A 19,769-nucleotide genomic window follows, 5' to 3' on the forward strand; every position below is an offset into this window, starting at 1 on the left:
AACACATATGGGCGAAGAAAATTTATATATCAATGTGAAAAACCGGATATGTGATGCCATCTTCAACGGCACATATAAAGAAGGAGAAAGAATACCGGCGGAGCGTATTCTGGCGGAGGAGCTGGACGTAAGCCGGGTAACTCTGCGCAAGGCACTGGCGCTTTTGGAAGAAGACAACCTAATTGTAAGAGAAGTGGGCAGTGGAACGAGGATTTGCTTTCACAATTACGGAACTGCCGGCAGCATGGATATGATTGTATTGATTGCTCCAGCTAAAAATCCGTTTTTTTCTGAGTTTATTGCCCACTTTCAGATGTATGCGGAGCAGAAGGGCTCCATGCTACTTTATGTAGAAAAGCCTCACAGAGAATCCCTGGAAAGCTGTCTGTACCGGCTTTATAAGAGAGGGCTTCAGAATGTGGCAGTGTGGCTGGAGGATCTCCCGGTGGATATAGAAAAGCTGAAAAGGCTTAGGGCACTGGGTATGAATATGGTGTTTTTTGACACAGATAAAGGAATTCCTTATGCAGACTGTGTGGCATTGGACAATAATAGGGCAATTTGTGAGATTTATCAGAAACTGAGAGAGTCAGGGTACACCGATATTGGGTATGCAGGCTGGGACCGGAGCGATATTTACAGTATCGGGGGACGTGAAAAGGCTTACTTGGAGATATCAGGGAAAAAAGAGATTTTTCTTAGACTTCCCTGGGAATGTCGTAACAGCAGCTGTAACTTTGTATTGCAGCGTCTGAACGCCTTCAAAGGGGAACTTCCGCAGGCGATTATCTGCGGTGACAGAGAAAGCGGAATGGTGGTATCGAGTGCGGCCGGCCGTCTGAAACTGCAGATGCAGATAGCGTCCGTAGATGATTTTCCGGAGGCTAGAAAGCGGCATGTGATTACGTATGTCCAGAATCTGAAGGAGTGCGTGAGGCAGATTTATGAATGTCTGCAAGAGCAGAATCAAAAAGGGGCCCATTGGGTATCAGATGTTTATTTAAAGAGTGGAGGGTATAAGAATGGAATACAGTGAAGTGATTAAAAATGCAAGAGGATGCATCGGGCCATATTGCAAGGCGTGCAATGTCTGCAACGGGGTTGTATGCAAGAATACAATACCCGGCCCAGGGGGAAAGGGCACCGGAGATCTGGCCATAAGAAACTACCGGAAGTGGCAGGAGGTACGTATCAATATGGACACCCTCTGTGAACAAAAATCGGTACAGACAAAAGCCAAACTCTTTGGGAAGACCTTTGATTATCCGTTCTTTGCGGGCCCGGTAGGCGCAGTAAAACTTCACTACGGAGACAAATATGAAGAACAGGAGTACAACGACATTCTTGTTTCGGCCTGTTCAAAAAACGGAATTGCTGCGTTTACCGGTGACGGGACGGATCCTGTTGTGATGACAGAGGCCACAAAGGCGATTCAAAATGCAGACGGTGCAGGGGTTCCTACTGTGAAGCCCTGGGATTTAGGAACGATACGGGAGAAGATGGAGCTGGTAAAGAAGTCGGGTGCGTTTGCTGTGGCGATGGATATTGATGCGGCCGGGCTGCCATTTCTGCAAAACTTAAATCCTCCGGCTGGAAGTAAATCCGTGGAAGAGTTAAAAGAAATCGTAAAGATGGCAGAGATACCATTTATTCTAAAGGGCATCATGACTCCCGGGGCGGCATACAAGGCAAAGGAAGCAGGAGTTCAGGGAATTGTCGTATCAAACCACGGGGGCCGTGTACTTGACCAGTGTCCGTCAACAGCCGAGGTTTTGCCTTCCATTGTGGAAGCTGTGGGCGATGAAATGAAGATATTTGTGGACGGCGGAATCCGCTCTGGAGTTGATCTGTTCAAAGCTTTGGCTCTGGGAGCCGACGGAGCTCTGATTGCACGTCCTTTCGTGACAGCGGTGTACGGAGGAGCGGCAGAAGGAGTTGCCGCATATATAAGAAAGATTGGAGAGGAATTGAAAGATACCATGGCGATGTGCGGTGCATTTTCCATCTCTGAAATTCAAAAAGATATGATTTGGAAGTATTAAGAAAATAACCTCTTTTTTTATAGAATTTCTTCAAAAATCTCTTCTCTTTTTTGTGAAAGATTCTGTATTGACTCTGTGTTCGGTCGGGTGGTAGTATTGTTAATAAAGACACAGTATATAGTTAATCAGAGATGACTAAACACTAAATGTAGATGAATCAATGAATGAATGGAGTGGGGCTTATGATGAGAATTATCAAAAAAGACGGGACAAAAGAAGACTTTAATGTACAAAAGGTTGTGGTAGCAGTCAATAAGTCAGCTTATCGTGCCCTGATTAAATTTACAGATGAGGAGCTGGATTATATCTGTCAATTTGTTGAGGAAAAGGCAAAGTCCTTAAATGTCATGGACATTCCCATTGCAGAAATGCATAACATTGTGGAGGGCGCCCTCGAAAAAGTGAATCCGGTTGTGGCAAAGAGTTACAGGGACTATCGGAATTACAAGCAAGATTTTGTGCAGATGCTGGATGAGGTATACAAGAAGAGCCAGTCCATTATGTACATTGGTGATAAAGAGAACAGCAATACCGACAGTGCACTTGTATCCACTAAGCGCAGCCTTATTTTTAATGAACTGAACAAAGAATTATATAAGAAATTTTTCCTGACCGTGGAGGAAATACAGGCTATCCGCGAAGGGTATATCTATATTCATGATATGTCTGCTAGAAGAGATACTATGAACTGCTGCCTTTTTGATGTAAAGAGCGTGCTGAGCGGCGGCTTTGAGATGGGAAATCTCTGGTACAATGAGCCAAAAACTTTGGACACAGCCTTTGATGTTATAGGAGACATTGTTTTAAGTGCTGCAAGTCAGCAGTACGGCGGTTTTACCGTTCCAAGCGTAGATGAGATTTTGGAGCCCTATGCCGAAAAGTCACACAAACGGCTTCTCGAAAAGTACAGGAAACTTGGACTCCCCGAAGAGAAGGCTCAGGAGGTTGCGTGGAAGGATCTGGAGAAGGAGATGGAGCAGGGCTTTCAGGGCTGGGAGTACAAGTTTAATTCTGTTTCCTCCAGCCGTGGTGACTACCCCTTTATTACAGTGAGCGCGGGAACCCGCACCAGTATATACGGCAGGCTGGCAACAGTTAAGATGCTGGAGGTGCGCCGCAAGGGACAGGGAAAGGAAGGACACAAGAAGCCGGTTCTTTTTCCAAAAATCGTATTCTTATATGACGAGAATCTTCACGGGCCGGGAAAACCTATGGAGGATTTGTTTGAGGCCGGAATTGAATGCTCCAGGAAAACTATGTACCCCGATTGGCTCAGCCTGACCGGGGAAGGGTATGTTCCGGGCATGTATAAGAAGTATGGTAAAATCATCAGCCCTATGGGCTGCCGGGCATTTTTATCTCCGTGGTACCAAAGGGGAGGAATGGAACCTGCAGATGAGAAGGACGAGCCGGTGTTTGTGGGTAGATTTAATATTGGGGCTATCAGTCTGCACCTGCCCATGATATATGCAAAGTCTCAGCAGGAAAATAAACCGTTTTTTGAAGTGTTGGATTACTATCTGAATCTGATCCGGAAGCTGCACCAGAGAACCTATGATTATCTGGGAGAATTGAAGGCATCTACCAACCCGCTGGCGTACTGTGAAGGCGGATTCTATGGCGGACATCTCGGGTTATATGATAAAATAAAACCTCTCCTTAAGTCGGCAACAGCCTCTTTTGGCATTACGGCACTGAATGAACTGCAGGAGCTGTACAACAAAAAATCTCTGGTTGAAGACGGAAGCTTTGCCGTTGAGACTTTAAGTTATATCAACGACAAAATCAATGAGTTTAAGAAGGAAGATGGGCATCTGTATGCAATCTACGGCACCCCTGCCGAGAATCTCTGCGGTGTGCAGGTACAGCAGTTCCGCAAGAAATACGGAATTATTGAAAATGTATCTGACAGAGAATATATAAGCAACAGTTTTCACTGTCATGTGAGTGAGGACATTACACCTATAGAAAAACAGGATCTGGAAGGGCGGTTCTGGAACCTGAGCAACGGCGGAAAGATTCAGTATGTAAAGTATCCGATTAACTACAATATAGAGGCTGTGAAGTCCCTGGTGAGAAGAGCTATGGCAAAGGGCTTTTACGAGGGGGTGAACCTTTCTCTTTCTTATTGCGACGACTGCGGACATGAAGAACTGGATATGGATGTGTGTCCGGAGTGCGGCAGTAAAAACCTGACAAAAATAGACCGAATGAATGGATATCTGTCTTATTCCCGTGTGAAGGGGGACACAAGGCTTAATGACGCCAAGATGGCGGAGATTGCAGAAAGGAAAAGTATGTAACATGCAGTACCATAACATTACAAAGGATGATATGCTCAACGGTGATGGGCTGCGGGTGGTTCTCTGGGTTGCCGGCTGTTCTCATGGATGCAGAGAGTGCCATAACCCTGTCACATGGGATCCCGATGGAGGAATCATATTTGACCATAATGCAAAGGAAGAAATTTTTGAGTATTTGAGAAGAGACTATATAAGAGGTATTACGTACAGCGGAGGTGACCCGTTGCTTCTCTCCAACAGATCCGGCATTACGGCATTGGCGGAGGAGATAAAGGGAGAATTTCCGGATAAAACCCAGTGGCTTTACACAGGGTATGAGTGGGATGATGTCAAAAATCTGCCGGTTATGAAATATCTTGATGTAGTAGTGGATGGAAGGTTTGAAGTGGATTTAAAAGACACAAAACTGCACTGGAAGGGTAGTGCAAATCAAAAAGTAATTAATGTACAGCAGAGCCTTAAGGGCAGTACAGTTGTGCTGCACGATGAGTAAAAGGAGATGAATATGCAGAGAATTGCAAAATTTCACAAAGTAAGCCTGGAGCAATTTAAGAATGATTGGACAGACACTTTTGGATTGGAAGATGAAGAGACACTTCGAAATATATATGAAGGAATCAAGCTGCCCAAAAGAGCCACTTCTGGTTCGGCGGGCTATGATTTTTATGCACCGGTGCACTTGGTATTAAAACCCGGTGAGACAGTAAAAGTTCCCACGGGTATTCGTGCAGAGATGGAAGAAGGCTGGGTCTTGAAATGTTACCCCAGAAGCGGACTTGCATTCAAATACAGACTGCAGATGAATAATACTGTGGGAATCATTGACAGTGACTATTATTACTCTGACAATGAGGGACACATTTTTTCCAAAATGACCAACGACACAAAAGAGGATAAGACAGTAGACATCAGCAGCGGAGAAGGTTTCATGCAGGGCATATTCGTAGAATATGGAATTACAGTAGATGACGATGCCACAGAAATCAGAAATGGAGGTTTTGGAAGCACAACCCGTACCGTAAGCTAAATGCACCAGGAAGTTAGTTCCCGGATTAATAAGAATATTTTCAGCTTTTGAGATTTGCCATAGGATCAATTATCCTATGGCTTTTTGTTTGCCCGCAGCTCGCTGCAATCATGCATCACAAACTTTGGTAAAAATATGGTTACTTCTATGGTATTGATGACGATATTAGTAAATGGTATTCGTTTCTGGAGACTGTATAAATTATGAAAATAGAATAAAAATATATAGGATACAGAGGCAGTCATGTATATCGTGTTTCTTATAAAAAATATGAATAACACAATAAACCTGCCATATGAAAAGGAGAGGATCTAAATTATGTTGCAAAAAGGAAAGAAACGGGTAATTACCCCTAAAATGAGAGAGTGCTTCGCCGTCTACCTGCGAGAACAGGAGAAAAGCGTTTCCACCATTGAACTCTATCAGCGCAGTCTTTCTTCACTATGCAAATTTCTTGGCGGTGAGCCGGTCACAAAAAGTGTCTTGATCAAGTGGAAAGAGACCCTGACACAGCAATACGCAGCGACAACAGTCAATACTATGCTGGCTGGAGTCAACGCCTTTTTGAACTTTGTCAGTTGGATTGACTGTAAGGTAAAACCCCTGAAAATACAGAGAAGTTTGTTTTGCAGGGAGGAAAAGGAGCTTACGCGGGAAGAATATCTGCGTCTGGTACAAGCGGCCAAAAGAGAGGGTAATGAGCGCCTCTGCCTTGTTTTACAAACCATCTGTGCCACAGGAATCCGAGTTTCTGAACTGCAGTTTATCACCATAGAAGCGGCACACATGGGACGGGCGGTCGTAAACTGCAAGGGCAAAACACGTACCATCCTTCTGCCTAAAAAGCTCTGCCATACCTTGATTGCATATACTCGGAAACAGCAGAGAACCTCAGGGATGGTTTTTATCACAAAAACGGGAAAACCACTTGACCGCTCCAATATCTGGCGAGATATGAAAGGCATTTGTGCAAGCGCAGACGTAGCGCCGGAGAAAGTATTTCCCCACAATCTTCGACACTTGTTTGCACGAACTTACTATAAGCTGGAAAAAGATCTGTTTCGGCTGGCGGATATACTCGGCCACTCCAACGTAAATACCACCCGAATTTATACTATGGAGAGCGGTACTATTCACGCACGTCAGATTGACCGTATGCGGCTGGCTATCACATAATTTCTATTTTGTTGTAGCATGAGTTGCCATTCGACCAATATTTACATAATACTATACCATTTGATATAGAAATAGCAAGCATTTTTATATGAATTAATAACAGTATCCAATCTGTATCAATCATAATTAGAAATTTATGCATGAAGATAAAGCCGGTGGGAGCTATATTTTCCAGCCGGCCTGATTGCTGTGCCTTTTTATATTTTTTATATTCTCCGCCAGCGAAAAGCTGCATTTATTACGCAGGAACTACAACAAAATAGAAATTATGATGTGATTCATGCTGCAAAAAGGATGCATGAGAATAATTCAATTGACATAATGTGAGAAGAGGCGAAATATTTATGGAATCAGTTGCTGCGCTTTTGCAGAATTACCTCGACAATGTGATTAACGATCCTGAACATGCATATTTGGATTTGAGGCAGCTGCCGGAGGAATTTCGGGAGTTTGGGGAAGGCCTTGTCTATTTTTCTAAGTGTGCCATTGAAACAGCCGGTTTGGTAAAAGAGCACGCTTTTATGTTCAATGATATAAGCTCTCAAAAGAGGCGTCTTTATGATCTGCAGGTTGCCGCATATACAGATGATCTGACACAATTATTTAACCGCCGTTATGGTATGAAGACACTAAATGAGTGGCTCGGCGACAACAGATTATTCATCCTTTGCTTTGCTGATATTGATAATCTTAAATACGTAAACGATCAGTTCGGCCACTGTGAAGGAGATAAGTATATTATAGCGGTTGCCGATATATTGCGCGGTTTTTCACAAGAAGCTGTTCTTTGCCGCATAGGTGGAGATGAGTTTATGATTCTGGCACAAGACTGGAGCGGTGACAGCGCTAACGAACAGATGGAGATGTTGAGGAATAGAGTGATAAACTGCGAACATATAAGCGGCCGTCATTACTACCGCAATATTAGTTACGGTATTGTTGAGATCCGCACAGATAATACTCTGTCAGCCAGTGATATATTAAGTATTGCAGACGAGAAAATGTACGAGTATAAGCGTGTACATCATAAAGGCAGAGCAAGAAATAAGAGGAATTAAGAAGAAGCAAATGAAAGATCAAAATCATAAAAAAGCCATTATTTTGATTCCAGCCTTTGAACCTGATCAGAGCCTCCTATCTTATGTGAATGCGTTACAGGAACATGGCCTTTTGGATATTATTATTGTAGATGACGGCTCCGGTCCCTATTTTCTGCTTTCAGAATTCATCAAAGAGGATGGTGTATGGAGGCTTCGCAAAGAGGGTGAAAAAGATAATACATGGAAGCTGGGTCTGGTGCAGACCCCTCAGAGCTTTTACAATCCGGACTTGTTTCAGTTTAACCTTTTCGCGGAAGGAATTATTCCAAATGAGCAGGATTTCTTTTCGAAAGAGGTCAATGTTCTGCGGAACGCATCCAATGCGGCGGCTTATACTGGAAGCAATGCAGTGATTTCCCGTCAGGCAATGGAAGACATTGAGGGTTTCCCGTTGAAAACCATTACGGAAGATTTTGAGACGAGCATACGATTACAGCAGGCCGGCTACATTACATATGCAACGGAAGAAGTTCAGGCGGCCGGCCTGACCACGACAATGATTCCCGATATGATTAAGCAGAGGGTCAGGTGGGCACGAGGTGTTTTACAAAGTCTGCAGAACACCGGGGCCATCTTCTCAAAAAAGTTTTCCTCCTCAGCCAGGGTTACTTATTTAAACAGTTTTCTGTATTGGTGGTCTTTTTTTAACCGGTTGGTTTTTATTATGGCCCCTATTTTGTTTGCCCTGTTTGATTTTCAGATTGTCAATACAAAGTTCTGGAACATTGTAATTTTTTGGCTGCCCCCCTATTTATGTTATGGCAGGGCAATGCGCTATCTGTCCAGCGACATCAGAACCCAGCACTGGAGCCAAGTGGTGGATACGATTTTCATGCCTTATCTGATTCTTCCAGTGTTGCTTGAAACTTTGCATATCCATGAGAAGAAGTTTAAAGTAACGAATAAAGAGAAAGAGGCAGGCAAAGACAGGCCGTATGATTTTTGGTATGCCATCCCCCATATTCTTTTACTGGCGCTGTCAATCATTGCTATGTTTCGTTTTGTTCATGAAAAATACGGCTGGACCCTTTTTTACAGCAGCATTATTATTTTTTGGCTGGCCTACAACATTGTTTCTCTGTGCTATGCTATTTTTTTTATGCTTGGACGACGCGCTTATCGACGGTCTGAGCGCATTCAGGCAAGTGAGACTGTGTATATTCGATATAAGAACCAAAGCTATCAAGCGGTGACGGGGGATGTGTCTGAGCAAGGCATCTCATTTTATGCCTCCTCCCCAATTTATCTGCCGGAGAAAGATGTGATTCAAATAGTTATTGAAACCGAGCGTTATAAGGCAAGGCTGGAAGGCTCCATCGTTTACGTGAGACAGGAGAAAGAGGTATGGCGTTACTCTGCCACAGTTACACCGCTGGACGAGACTGATAAACGTCAATATATGCAGATTATATATGACCGTCTTCATTCTCTGCCGAAAAAGATTGACCCCTGGGTGACATTTTATGACGACATGCTCCGCAACATAAGAAAGCGTGTGACAAGTCCCTTTATGAAAAAAAGAAGTAGGAGGACGTTGAAATGACAATTATATTTAGGGTTGTTTTTACACTGTTGTTAGCATGTTCTTTTCTTGGCTATATGCTGCTGACCCGAAAGGTGATTGGGATGAGATGGGAGTTTATCCCCGTATTCGTTTTTTCGGCAGTGGCCTGTATGGTCTATTTTTGCGGCTTAGCGCATATCCTCTTTGCCGGCTCTATTGTGGTCATGGCGGCAGGCCTAACCGCCTCTGGGATTCTTTTGGTGCAGCGCCTGAAAAGAAAACCGCCTTTTAAGATTTCATTTTCTCTGTTTCACTTTTTTTGGATTGGAGGCGTTCTGCTATTCTTTTCACTGCTGCTGCGAAGTGAATTAATACATTATGACAATTTTTCCCACTGGGCTATCGTGGTGAAGCAGATGCTCAGCACCAATATGTTTCCCACGGCGGATTCTCAGCTAATCGACTTTAAAAATTATCCCCTTGGCATATCCGCATTCCTATATTATGTCTGCCGTTTTGTGGGTCATGATCAGCAGGTTATGCTTGTGGCCCAGGGGATGCTGATTTTTTCTTGTTTTTATGCCATGTTTGGCATTATATCCGAGAAAAAAAGATTTTTGTTGTATGCTTTTTTAGGACTGGGCTGTGCTTCCCTTTCTCTTTTTAATATTACCATCCGCATCAATAATTTATTGGTGGATTTTTTGCTGCCAATCTATACATTGGCTATTTTTGCGATGGCATATTATTACCGTGCAGACCATAAGAGGGCTTTTATCAGTGTTTTACCTCTTGCAGGTCTGTTGACTGTCACCAAGAGTACAGGTATTATTTTTGCGGTAATTGGTCTGCTTTTTTTATTATATATGGTGTTTTCGCATGGAGGGGCAACAGCAAAACGGCGTATTTTGGCTTTTTCCGTTATCACATTGCTTGTGGCAGTTTTGCCATATATAGGATGGTCATGGCGTATGAACACAGATTTGAACGGTGTGACAAATAAGTTTGACATTCAAAATATGCCGGAAGAAAAAACAGCTGTACAGGTACAGAAAATTGTAACGTTGTTTCTCCGCTCCAGTACGGACATCACAACAAGATCCGCGATGGGAATCCTTGCATTCAACCTTGTGGCTATTGCGGCAATCATTTTCAATGCATTTGTGCTGAAAAAGAAATGGAGGCTATGGAAGGCGCTCATTGCGCTTGACGCTGTACTGGTTCTGTACTATGTGGGCATTTTAGGTTTGTATATTTTTTCGATGCCTCTGGACGAGGCACTTTGGCTGGCTGGATTTGAGCGGTACACCTCCAGCATCGTTGTACTTTTTGCAGGAGGACTGGTTCTTACTGCCACGGTTGATATTGAGAATTCATTTTACTACAGAGTTGGACAGATGCCTGACGGACATGCATTTTACGATGCAAAAAGCAAGCGCCTCTATCAACAGGGTGTCCTGGTTTGCATGGCGCTTGCAATTACTCTGCTTCTGTCGGAGTATAACGGCATTCTTTCGACTATACAAAGCTATAATACCTCGCTGCCGCATAAGATTAAAATAGTGACAGGAGACCGCTGGTATGGAAATGGTAAGGAGGATGAAAGCAGATATCTTTTTTATGCGCCGGACAAAGACGCACAGGTTACCAATTTTTACATGCAATATGCAGGACGGTATTTTCTATATGCACCCAAGGTGGATGGCATTTGCCTGTTCTATGAGGACAATATGGAAAACTTATTGAGCAGCTATGATTATCTGATTATAGTGGAAAGCGATACCAGTGCGCGGTATTTGCTTCGAAAGCATTATGGTGTGACTGGGAAGGAGGGAATTTACAGGATTGTAAGCAGGGAAGGGCAGGCAGTGCTTATCTTGGAGGGAAGCGGGGGAAAGTAATCGAATGAAACGGCATAATTACCGATTCTATGTTTACAAACATATCTCAACGGTCATTTTCATTGCTGCAACAGGAATTCTGGCGCTGAGCAGTTGGCGTGGGATAGAGAGAGGGTGGATGATGAAATATCAGGAAAAAGAAACCAGAAACTTTGTGAAGCAGCTGGGCCCGGGGTTGAATTGGGGCAACACCCTGGATACACATGACCTCCACCTTGAGACAAAAAACCCCTCTGATTTTGAAACATATTGGGGAAATCCGGTTACAACCAGGGAAATGATCAAAGATATCAAACAAACAGGTTTTGATGTGCTGCGTATTCCTGTCACTTGGCAGGAACATATGGATGAAAATGATCATATAGAAAAGGCCTGGCTTAACCGTGTCGCTCAGGTGGTGGATTATGGCTTAGAGGCAGGTATGTATGTGATTATCAATGCACATCATGACAGCTGGTATATGCCTGATGATGTACATTTGCCAACGGCAGTTGAGAAGACACGGCATCTGTGGAGCCAGCTTGCTCAGCGTTTTCAGGCATATGACCAAAGACTTTTATTTGAAGGCATGAATGAACCACGCCTGATTGGAGAAATCGAGGAATGGAGCGGGGGCACCCCACGTTCACGGGAAATAGTCAATATATTAAACGCAGTTTTTGTGCGCACCATTCGCGAGAGCGGCGGAGAAAACAATGACAGGTACCTGATTCTTTCTACCTATTGTGCAAAGACATATAGGGAGGTATTACAGGATTTTCAATTTCCTGAGGGGAGCAGACTTATTTTATCGGTACATTTTTATTCCCCATATGACTTTTCTTTAAACATACAGGGGCCGCCTGGGTTTGACCCTAAAGACCCGCTGGACACAAAAGAGATGGACCAGATGTTTGAGGACCTGGATCGATTTTTTATAAGTAAGGGTATGCCTGTCATAATCACAGAATTTGGCGCCGTCGATAAACAAAACGAACGGCAGCGTACAGCTTGGGCCCGCTATGTCAGAGGAAAAGCAAAAAAACTTGGGATCGCCTGTATCTGGTGGGATGCCGGTTCGGGTGAAAAGACAGGCAGGCCGTTCCCACTTTATGACAGGTATACCCGCCAATGGCTGTTTCCTGATTTGACGGAAGCGTTAACCGAATAGAAGCTAATTTTTTTTAAAGGCTCATTCCCCTTTTAAGAATAATCTGGAAAGTTCTGGGTATTATATCCATAGAATATCAGGCGATAAGAAAGGATTAAATATTCTATGGTAAAGAAAGAAAAAGGAAAGGTAGGCAGTTCTTTCCAGGAAAATATTGAATATATGAATCAGGTTCTGCCTGTAGGGGAAAGTTTTGATGTGCTTCGGCGGGATATTATAATCGGAGGAAGGCAGGCTTCCTTCTATTTTATTAACGGGTTTATGAAAGACGAGACTATGCAGAAGATTATGGCTTCTTTTTTAGGTGTGAAGGATAGGGAAATGCCAAAAGATGCCACTTCATTTTCTCAAAAATATATATCTTATGATTCGGTGGATATTATTTCCAACTTCGATCAGGTGATAAAAAATGTTCTGTCCGGAATTACCTGTCTCTTTATTGAAGGGTATGAGGTCTGCATTGCTATTGACTGCCGTACCTATCCAGCCAGGAGTGTGGAGGAGCCGGAAAAGGATAAATCCTTACATGGCTCCAGGGACGGCTTTGTAGAAACAATTGTATGTAATACAGCGATGATACGGAGACGTATCAGGGATCCTCACCTGATTATGGAGATGGTGGAGGCAGGCAATACTACCAGAACGGATATTGCAATCTGCTATATGTCTGACCGTGTGGACGAGGAGCTGCTGAAAAATATAGAAAGCCGCATCAATCAGCTTCAGATAGACGATTTGCGGATGAACCAGCAGACACTGGCAGAGGAGATGTTCAAAAGAAAATGGTTTAATCCTTTTCCAAAATTCAAATTTACAGAAAGACCGGACACAGCGGTGGCGTGCCTTTTGGAGGGAAAGGTTGTAATTCTGGTAGATAATTCTCCTTCGGCGATGATCCTGCCTACTTCTATTCTGGATATGATTGAGGAGGCCAATGATTATTATTTTCCTACAGTGACAGGGGTTTACTTAAAGTTTACCAGAGTATTGATTACAATTCTCACCATGTTTTTAACCCCGACGTTTATGCTGTTTATGCAGAATCCCGGCTGGCTTCCAGATATATTTAGCTTTGTGGCTGTTAAGGACACTATTAATATTCCTTTAATATTTCAGTTTCTGATACTGGAGCTGTCTATCGACGGACTGCGGCTTGCGGCATTGAATACACCGAGTATGCTCAGCACGCCTTTAAGTGTAATTGCAGGCCTTGTTATGGGTGAGTTTTCTGTACAGTCGGGCTGGTTTAATGCGGAGGTAATGCTGTATATGGCCTTTGTGGCGGTTGCCAACTATACTCAGCCTAACTTTGAACTCGGTTACGCATTGAAGTTTATGCGGCTTTTGCTCCTGATACTGACAGCTTGTTTGAATTTACCCGGGTTCATTATCGGTTGTATTTTGATTCTATGCTTCCTTGCATTCAATAAAACACTGTCCGGCAGGAACTATCTGAATGTAAAATTGCGGTGATGGAGAGCTTTAAATACACCTTTTTCTCCACGCAGACAAAAAGATTTTGCGCAAAGGAGAAAAAGGTGGTATGATAAAAAAAATGAACTGAAGAACAGGAGGACGGGGATGAGAGAATTTGTAATTTCAGTAAACAGCACTGTTGATTTGCCGAAAGAGTGGCTTGAGGAGAGGGATGTCCAGGTAATTCCTTTAAAATATACAATTGCTGGAGAGACCTATACTGATATGGAGGGTCTGACCAGCAAGGAGTTTTTTACAAAACTGCGGGAAGGACAGATGTCAGTTACATCCCAGGTTAACCCTGAAGAGGCAAAGGTTGCTCTGGAGCCGTTTTTAAAAGAAGGAAAGGATGTGCTTCATCTGGGATTTTCTTCCGCATTAAGTGGTACATATAATAGTATGAGAATTGCGGGGGAAGAACTGGCAGATGAGTATCCCGAGGCAAAGGTTATTGTTATTGACACATTGTGTGCCTGCCTTGGCGAAGGGCTCCTCCTTTATAAAGTACTGCAGCTAAGAGATGCGGGAAAGAATATTGATGAGATTGCAGAGTGGGTGGAAGAGAACAAGCTTCATATCTGTCACAATGTCACTGTGGATGATTTGAATCACCTGCACCGCGGCGGCAGGGTGTCAAAGGCAACTGCAGTTGTAGGGACTCTGGTACAGATTAAGCCCATTATCCATATGGACAATGCGGGTGCTCTGCAGGTAATCGGAAAAGAGCGGGGGCGTAAAAGGTCTCTGAACAAGATTATAGACATGGCAGTGGAACAGTCCAAAGGCTGGGAAAACGATATGATTATGGTTACACACGGCGATTGCATAGAAGACGCCGAGTACGTGGCAAAGCTCGCAAAAGAGAAGCTGGGAGCAAAAGACGTTTTGGTTAACAATATAGGTACAGTAATCGGAAGCCATACAGGTCCCGGTGTCGTTGCACTTTTCTTTATGGGAAATGAGCGGTAAAAGACAAAATGTAACAGTTCAGCCATATGAATTTTCGGCAGCATATGCATACGAAAGCAAGCTTTCTCCTGCCTACACTGTCGAAGATTCGCATGGCTGAACTGTTACCAATTAATTGAGTTTTATAGGAAAACATATTGACATTTATTTCGGGATATGATAAATTAAACAGTGCGTAAAGCAAAAAAGAAAGTAGAGTGTCCACTCTCACCATAGCACAAACGGGTGACTATTGGTTTGATATTGATGCATTTACATGTTTTTTATTGTAAAGTGTGTATGTCAAGATACGGGTGGATAATGTTCACTCGTTTTTTTATGTGAAAGAAAGCTACAATTCTTATTTTTAAATTTGTTTTCGCGGAAAGAACCTGAAAAGAATTCATTTGACGGAGGTATACGACAATTAGCGATTTAATGATTAATGAGCAGATCAAGGACAAGGAAGTTCGATTGGTCAGTGAGGATGGGGAACAATTAGGAATCATGTCATCCAGAGAGGCCCTGAAGAAGGCTATGGATGCAGAGCTTGATTTGGTGAAGATCGCACCGATGGCAAAGCCGCCGGTCTGCAAGATTATTGATTATGGGAAATACAGGTATGAGCAGACACGCAGAGAAAAAGAGGCTAAGAAAAAGCAGAAGACTGTTGAGTTAAAGGAAGTACGTTTATCACCGAATATTGATACCAATGACTTGAATACAAAGGTCAACAATGCAAAGAAGTTTATTGCCAAAGGTAATAAAGTGAAGGTAACTTTGCGTTTCCGTGGAAGAGAGATGGCGCATGTACAGCAGAGCAGACATATTTTAGACGACTTTGCTGCTTTACTGGAGGACGTCGCGTCTATCGAAAAGCCGGCGAAGTTAGAAGGCCGAAATATGAGCATGGTTTTAACTGAAAAACGTTAAAAATAAATCATTACGGGCGCTTTTAGCTCCCAGTAATCACACAATGAAGGAGGAACTTATCATGCCAAAAATCAAAACAAATAGAGCGGCAGCAAAACGTTTCAAAGTAACAGGTACAGGAAAGCTGAAAAGAAATAAAGCATACAAGAGCCATATCTTAACCAAGAAGTCTACTAAGAGAAAAAGAAATCTCAGACATCCGGCTATTACAGATGCTACAAATGTAAAAAACATGAAGAAAGTATTACCATATCTGTAAGATTTGGAAATTGATAAGGAGGATTAGGAAATGGCAAGAATTAAAGGCGGAATGAACGCTAAGAAAAAACATAACAGAACTTTGAAATTGGCAAAAGGATACAGGGGAGCACGCTCTAAACAGTATAGAGTTGCAAAGCAGTCTGTCATGAGAGCTCTTACCTCTTCTTATGCAGGGAGAAAACAGCGCAAACGTCAGATGAGACAGCTGTGGATTGCACGTATCAACGCAGCTGCAAGAATGAACGGGCTTTCCTACAGCAAGTTTATGTATGGATTGAAACAGGCTGATATTGATGTAAACAGAAAAATGCTGGCAGAACTTGCAGTGAGTGACAAAGAAGGATTTGCCACACTGGCAGAGCTTGCAAAAGAAAAGATTGCATAATAAAGGCTGACTGTTACAAAACATGTAAAAAGATATAAAAATATGTTGACATTTGGAAAAATAAATAGTAAGATATCGTTTGTGGCGTGTGATTGAGGAGCCTCTTTCACCGCCGGAAATGCGGAAGTGTCGGAACTGGCAGACGAGCAAGACTAAGGATCTTGTGAGCAATGCGCTCGTGAGGGTTCAAGTCCCTTCTTCCGCATCAGAAGATTAGGTCAAAATAGATGCAGGGCTGAAAAAGCCAGTGTTTATGCGGCCTGACGAGGGTTTTGAATGAAAAATTCAAGACCCTCGTTTTTCATAGATGCACCCTGCTTTTTAACAAGAAAGCGGGGTGTTTCTCGTTTTTGGCGGGAATCAGTCCGGAAAACAAATAAAGCTCATATATCTGATAGGTAACTTTAAATAGATGTGTTCTTGGTTATAGAAAAACACAACCGTTCTTTGCGCTCAAAATTTAAGAAAAAGGATTACCCCACGAAGATGAATTGCAAACCATGTATTTTGCGTTGAGATTAGCACACATTCCTATAAAAAACATTCAAAACGGAAACACAAAACAATCGTTTCCTATATAATGGCCGATTCATTTAGGAAATGTTCACGCTTAATTTACGATTCAGCCGCCCGTCATTTATTGAGCCCCCAAAACCTTACATGCAATGTAAGTGTTTTTCATCGTCTTGCTCCGTTATAATAAAATCAAAAGCAAAGGAGGTTGTTTTTATGAAACAGGCAATTCTGGAGATCGAATCTCTGCGAAAATATTATGGCAGACAGGAAAATCAAACAAAAGCTCTGGACGGCATCTCATTTACGGTGATGCCCGGTGAATACCTTGGCATTATGGGTGCCAGCGGATCGGGAAAATCCACACTGCTCAACTGTATCGCCACAGTCATTCGCCCTACGGCGGGACATATTTTGATGGACGGTGTGGAAGTTAGTGCGCTCAAAGGCAGTAAGCTGGCAGATTACCGAGGAAAAGAAATCGGATATTTATTTCAGAACTTTGAGTTGCTGGACAATCTTACAGGTCAGGAGAATATCCTTTTGCCTCTCGGCATCCATGGTGTGACTGAAAAAGAGGGAAATAAGCGCCTGCGGGAGCTCGCGGAATATCTCGAAATCACCGGTGTAATGAATAAATTTCCCTCTCAGATGTCCGGAGGCCAAAAACAGCGAGTGGCTGCGGCCCGGGCGCTGATTCTGAATCCCCAAATCATTCTGGCAGACGAACCCACCGGCGCACTGGACACCAAAAATGCTCGTGTTTTGATGGAAAAGCTGGCCGGCCTCAACCGAATGCAGCAGACCACGATTCTAATGGTTACACACGACTCCAACGCGGCAAGCTACTGCAGCCGGATTCTGTTTATTCAGGACGGCGTCATTTTTCATGAACTGCGCAGAAAAGTACCGAATGAGACACGGGAGCAGTTTTACGAGCGCATCCTTGCAGTCATGGCACAACTGGGGGGAGGGAGCGCAAATGTTCTTTAACCTGGTACGCCGCAACAGCAAACGTAACCGGCGGGAAAACGGGCTTTTTTTCTTTTCGCTCTTAGCAGCTATCGTGGCCTTTTACATCATCCTCTCGCTGCCGAATCAGGACATTATGGGTTTTCTCCGGGAGATGGAGAGCGGTGCTGTGGATAGGCTTTTAAGCTTAATTCCCGCCTTTTATGCTGTAACGCTGTTCATTCTTTTCTTCCTCATTTATTTTGCAAGCAGGTACCAGCTGGAACGCCGAAGCCATGAGCTTGGCATGTACCTGATGATGGGGATGCGCCGTACCAAGCTGTTCACGATGCTGCTGGCTGAAGATCTGTGGAGCAGCCTTGTATCCATAGTCGTCGGTATCCCGGTGGCGATACTTCTTTCTGAGGTTATAAGCCTTGTTACTGCGCGGGCGGTGGGCATGGGGATTCTGGGACACCAGTCCGCCGTTTCTCTCTCAGCTATTTTTTGGACGATAGCGGGGTTTGTGCTCATTAAGTTGGCTGCATTTCTTCTGCTCAGCGGCAAATTTGCATCCAAAGAGATTGGCGCTCTGCTTTCTCCCACCCCGGAAGGCGCAAAAAGGCAGCGTCCGGCAGTCCTGTATCGAATTGCGCTGGCTTTGGGTGTGCTGCTTTTGGCGGCGGCCTACCTGCTGGCAATCAGCGGCGAAGCATGGTATTCGTTGGCTGTTATGGGAATAACTTTAGCGTTTGGAATCGCAGGAACGCTGTTGCTTTTCTATGGCCTGCGAACGGTACTGGGCATGTTGGCACAGCGCCAGAGTGGCAAATCCGGGCTGGGAGTGTTCACGTTCCGCCAACTTCAGGAGAATGTAATTGGTCAGCCGCTTTCCCTTGCGGTCAGCTCTCTTTTAATTCTTGCAGCACTTTGCTGCTTCGGGTACGGTGCTTCCATGACCTTGTATTACGGTAGCAACGATACCCATACGCTGGATTACACCTTTCAAAATTCAGAAAATCCATCGGAACTTCCGGAAAAGCTGAAAAGCGCTGGATTGGAGGAGTACTTTGCATCTGTTTTTGATATGAGAATTGGACAAATGCGCAGTGAGAGTAACGATCCGGCAGAAGCAATTCATATGGATGAGATGCTGGAACTGATCGAGCAGCAGGCAGATTCTTCTGCAAGGTCAGATCTTTTAAATGCGTACAGCAATATTGACAATCCGTATGTTATCTCTCTTTCGGGCTATAATCAGCTTTTGGCGGCGGCAGGCGAGCCTCCAATCACACTGAATAACAATCAGGCAGCTCTTTATGGCTACGATTCTTTTACCAACAGAGAAAAAGCGGAACTGATAAACCATGTCCTTTCGCAGGAGCCGGAAATAGTAGCAAATGGAGAGCGCCTCCAATTAACAGGTACCATACAGACCAGAAATCCTGTAACAGACCGCGCGATAACGCTTTACTTTGCCCTCATCGTTCCGGATGAGACCTTTGACCGATTGGCAGAGGAAAGGTACACCCACTACTGGGATGCGACCTTGTCTCCCGGGTTTGTGCAGGAGAACGGGAGGATGCAAGCCATTCAGCAGATTAACCACAAGCTGGATGCAACGGATATTCACTATGAAAGCTACCTGCAAAGCATGGGACGGCAGCTATTTTATCAGGTGGCATCCAGCTATCTTACACTGTACCTTGCGGTCATTTTCCTCATCATCGCGAATACCGTCATTGGCATGCAATTCCTAACGCAGCAGCGCAAGACGGGGCGGCGCTACCGCACGCTGGTACGACTGGGCAGTCATTATGAGGCGATTTGTCTCTCTGCAAATCGTCAAATCCGCTGGTTTTTTGCTTTGCCAATAGTCGTTGCAGCAGTGGGAAGTGTGTTCGGCGTTCGGGCACTATTCTCCGGATTCCTGCCGCCGGATCTGGCCGAAAACATCCATGGGCTCTATCGCATCGCTTTTGTGATACTTTTCCTGCTTTGTGTGGTAGAATACGGATATATGCTTGTTGTGACACGAGCCAGCTCAAAGTATATCCTGACACGTATGGAAGCAGGTCGAGAAGAATAAAGAAAGGAGG

The 19,769-nt window shown here is 44.0% G+C and carries 17 protein-coding genes and 1 tRNA gene; all 18 read left to right on the top strand.

Going from position 1 to position 19,769, the window contains the following annotated elements:
* The first annotated feature begins 7 nt into the window (after nt 1–7).
* The 18 genes from EDD59_RS00415 (at nt 8) to EDD59_RS00500 (ending at nt 19,759) form a co-directional block, all read left to right on the top strand.
* The gene (locus EDD59_RS00415; protein ID WP_132377874.1) at nt 8–1,036 is read left to right on the top strand and encodes a GntR family transcriptional regulator; all 1,029 of its coding nucleotides are present in this window, start codon (nt 8–10) and stop codon (nt 1,034–1,036) included.
* Nucleotides 1,023–2,042, top strand: coding sequence for an alpha-hydroxy-acid oxidizing protein (locus EDD59_RS00420; protein WP_132377876.1), 1,020 nt, complete (start codon nt 1,023–1,025; stop codon nt 2,040–2,042). Before EDD59_RS00415 ends, EDD59_RS00420 begins: the two co-directional genes overlap by 14 nt.
* Nucleotides 2,043–2,224: 182 nt before the next feature.
* Nucleotides 2,225–4,345: an anaerobic ribonucleoside-triphosphate reductase gene (gene nrdD / locus EDD59_RS00425; RefSeq protein ID WP_132377878.1), complete on the top strand. Its 2,121-nt coding sequence runs from the start codon at nt 2,225–2,227 to the stop codon at nt 4,343–4,345.
* 1 nt (nt 4,346) lies between these two features.
* Nucleotides 4,347–4,838, top strand: coding sequence for an anaerobic ribonucleoside-triphosphate reductase activating protein (gene nrdG, locus EDD59_RS00430; protein ID WP_132378217.1), 492 nt, complete (start codon nt 4,347–4,349; stop codon nt 4,836–4,838).
* A 12-nt stretch (nt 4,839–4,850) separates the two neighbouring features.
* Nucleotides 4,851–5,372: a dCTP deaminase/dUTPase family protein gene (locus EDD59_RS00435; protein WP_132377880.1), complete on the top strand. Its 522-nt coding sequence runs from the start codon at nt 4,851–4,853 to the stop codon at nt 5,370–5,372.
* A gap of 318 nt (nt 5,373–5,690) precedes the next feature.
* Entirely contained in the window at nt 5,691–6,548 is an 858-nt protein-coding gene (locus tag EDD59_RS00440; protein ID WP_132377882.1) for a tyrosine-type recombinase/integrase, read from the top strand.
* 344 nt (nt 6,549–6,892) lie between these two features.
* A complete protein-coding gene (locus EDD59_RS00445; protein ID WP_132377884.1) occupies nt 6,893–7,606 on the top strand; it encodes a GGDEF domain-containing protein in 714 nt (237 codons plus the stop codon).
* A 10-nt stretch (nt 7,607–7,616) separates the two neighbouring features.
* On the top strand, nt 7,617–9,191 hold the full coding sequence (locus EDD59_RS00450; protein ID WP_132377886.1) for a glycosyltransferase family 2 protein: 1,575 nt from the start codon (nt 7,617–7,619) through the stop codon (nt 9,189–9,191).
* A complete protein-coding gene (locus tag EDD59_RS00455; protein WP_132377887.1) occupies nt 9,188–11,053 on the top strand; it encodes a hypothetical protein in 1,866 nt (621 codons plus the stop codon). The genes EDD59_RS00450 and EDD59_RS00455 overlap by 4 nt, the downstream gene beginning before the upstream one ends.
* Before the next feature lie 4 nt (nt 11,054–11,057).
* Entirely contained in the window at nt 11,058–12,203 is a 1,146-nt protein-coding gene (locus tag EDD59_RS00460) for a glycoside hydrolase family 5 protein (RefSeq protein WP_132377889.1), read from the top strand.
* 105 nt (nt 12,204–12,308) lie between these two features.
* Nucleotides 12,309–13,676 (top strand): spore germination protein, encoded by a 1,368-nt coding sequence (locus EDD59_RS00465; protein WP_132377891.1) that lies wholly within the window; start codon nt 12,309–12,311, stop codon nt 13,674–13,676.
* Between the two features lie 108 nt (nt 13,677–13,784).
* Nucleotides 13,785–14,648: a DegV family protein gene (locus EDD59_RS00470; protein WP_132377893.1), complete on the top strand. Its 864-nt coding sequence runs from the start codon at nt 13,785–13,787 to the stop codon at nt 14,646–14,648.
* A gap of 417 nt (nt 14,649–15,065) precedes the next feature.
* On the top strand, nt 15,066–15,560 hold the full coding sequence (gene infC, locus EDD59_RS00475; protein ID WP_132377895.1) for a translation initiation factor IF-3: 495 nt from the start codon (nt 15,066–15,068) through the stop codon (nt 15,558–15,560).
* A 61-nt stretch (nt 15,561–15,621) separates the two neighbouring features.
* Nucleotides 15,622–15,819, top strand: a complete 198-nt coding sequence (gene rpmI / locus EDD59_RS00480; RefSeq protein WP_009004123.1) for a 50S ribosomal protein L35 — start codon at nt 15,622–15,624, stop codon at nt 15,817–15,819.
* 30 nt (nt 15,820–15,849) lie between these two features.
* Entirely contained in the window at nt 15,850–16,206 is a 357-nt protein-coding gene (gene rplT / locus EDD59_RS00485; protein WP_132377897.1) for a 50S ribosomal protein L20, read from the top strand.
* A gap of 120 nt (nt 16,207–16,326) precedes the next feature.
* Nucleotides 16,327–16,411 (top strand) — tRNA-Leu (locus tag EDD59_RS00490).
* A 524-nt stretch (nt 16,412–16,935) separates the two neighbouring features.
* Nucleotides 16,936–17,712: an ABC transporter ATP-binding protein gene (locus EDD59_RS00495; RefSeq protein ID WP_128751580.1), complete on the top strand. Its 777-nt coding sequence runs from the start codon at nt 16,936–16,938 to the stop codon at nt 17,710–17,712.
* 115 nt (nt 17,713–17,827) lie between these two features.
* Nucleotides 17,828–19,759, top strand: a complete 1,932-nt coding sequence (locus EDD59_RS00500; protein ID WP_330571835.1) for an ABC transporter permease — start codon at nt 17,828–17,830, stop codon at nt 19,757–19,759.
* Nucleotides 19,760–19,769: the final 10 nt, after the last annotated feature.

The organism is Muricomes intestini, assembly GCF_004346165.1.
Classification (GTDB): domain Bacteria; phylum Bacillota; class Clostridia; order Lachnospirales; family Lachnospiraceae; genus Muricomes; species Muricomes intestini.

What these genes read in the sequence shown, in the direction of transcription:
- EDD59_RS00450 (WP_132377886.1), top strand. Translation starts at nt 7,617, where the DNA reads ATGAAAGATCAAAATCATAAAAAAGCCATTATTTTGATTCCAGCCTTT.
- EDD59_RS00470 (WP_132377893.1), top strand. Translation starts at nt 13,785, where the DNA reads ATGAGAGAATTTGTAATTTCAGTAAACAGCACTGTTGATTTGCCGAAA.
- EDD59_RS00455 (WP_132377887.1), top strand. Translation starts at nt 9,188, where the DNA reads ATGACAATTATATTTAGGGTTGTTTTTACACTGTTGTTAGCATGTTCT.
- nrdD (WP_132377878.1), top strand. Translation starts at nt 2,225, where the DNA reads ATGATGAGAATTATCAAAAAAGACGGGACAAAAGAAGACTTTAATGTA.
- EDD59_RS00460 (WP_132377889.1), top strand. Translation starts at nt 11,058, where the DNA reads ATGAAACGGCATAATTACCGATTCTATGTTTACAAACATATCTCAACG.
- rplT (WP_132377897.1), top strand. Translation starts at nt 15,850, where the DNA reads ATGGCAAGAATTAAAGGCGGAATGAACGCTAAGAAAAAACATAACAGA.
- infC (WP_132377895.1), top strand. Translation starts at nt 15,066, where the DNA reads ATGATTAATGAGCAGATCAAGGACAAGGAAGTTCGATTGGTCAGTGAG.
- EDD59_RS00415 (WP_132377874.1), top strand. Translation starts at nt 8, where the DNA reads ATGGGCGAAGAAAATTTATATATCAATGTGAAAAACCGGATATGTGAT.
- rpmI (WP_009004123.1), top strand. Translation starts at nt 15,622, where the DNA reads ATGCCAAAAATCAAAACAAATAGAGCGGCAGCAAAACGTTTCAAAGTA.
- EDD59_RS00500 (WP_330571835.1), top strand. Translation starts at nt 17,828, where the DNA reads ATGGGTTTTCTCCGGGAGATGGAGAGCGGTGCTGTGGATAGGCTTTTA.
- EDD59_RS00420 (WP_132377876.1), top strand. Translation starts at nt 1,023, where the DNA reads ATGGAATACAGTGAAGTGATTAAAAATGCAAGAGGATGCATCGGGCCA.
- EDD59_RS00435 (WP_132377880.1), top strand. Translation starts at nt 4,851, where the DNA reads ATGCAGAGAATTGCAAAATTTCACAAAGTAAGCCTGGAGCAATTTAAG.
- EDD59_RS00465 (WP_132377891.1), top strand. Translation starts at nt 12,309, where the DNA reads ATGGTAAAGAAAGAAAAAGGAAAGGTAGGCAGTTCTTTCCAGGAAAAT.
- EDD59_RS00440 (WP_132377882.1), top strand. Translation starts at nt 5,691, where the DNA reads ATGTTGCAAAAAGGAAAGAAACGGGTAATTACCCCTAAAATGAGAGAG.
- EDD59_RS00495 (WP_128751580.1), top strand. Translation starts at nt 16,936, where the DNA reads ATGAAACAGGCAATTCTGGAGATCGAATCTCTGCGAAAATATTATGGC.
- nrdG (WP_132378217.1), top strand. Translation starts at nt 4,347, where the DNA reads ATGCAGTACCATAACATTACAAAGGATGATATGCTCAACGGTGATGGG.
- EDD59_RS00445 (WP_132377884.1), top strand. Translation starts at nt 6,893, where the DNA reads ATGGAATCAGTTGCTGCGCTTTTGCAGAATTACCTCGACAATGTGATT.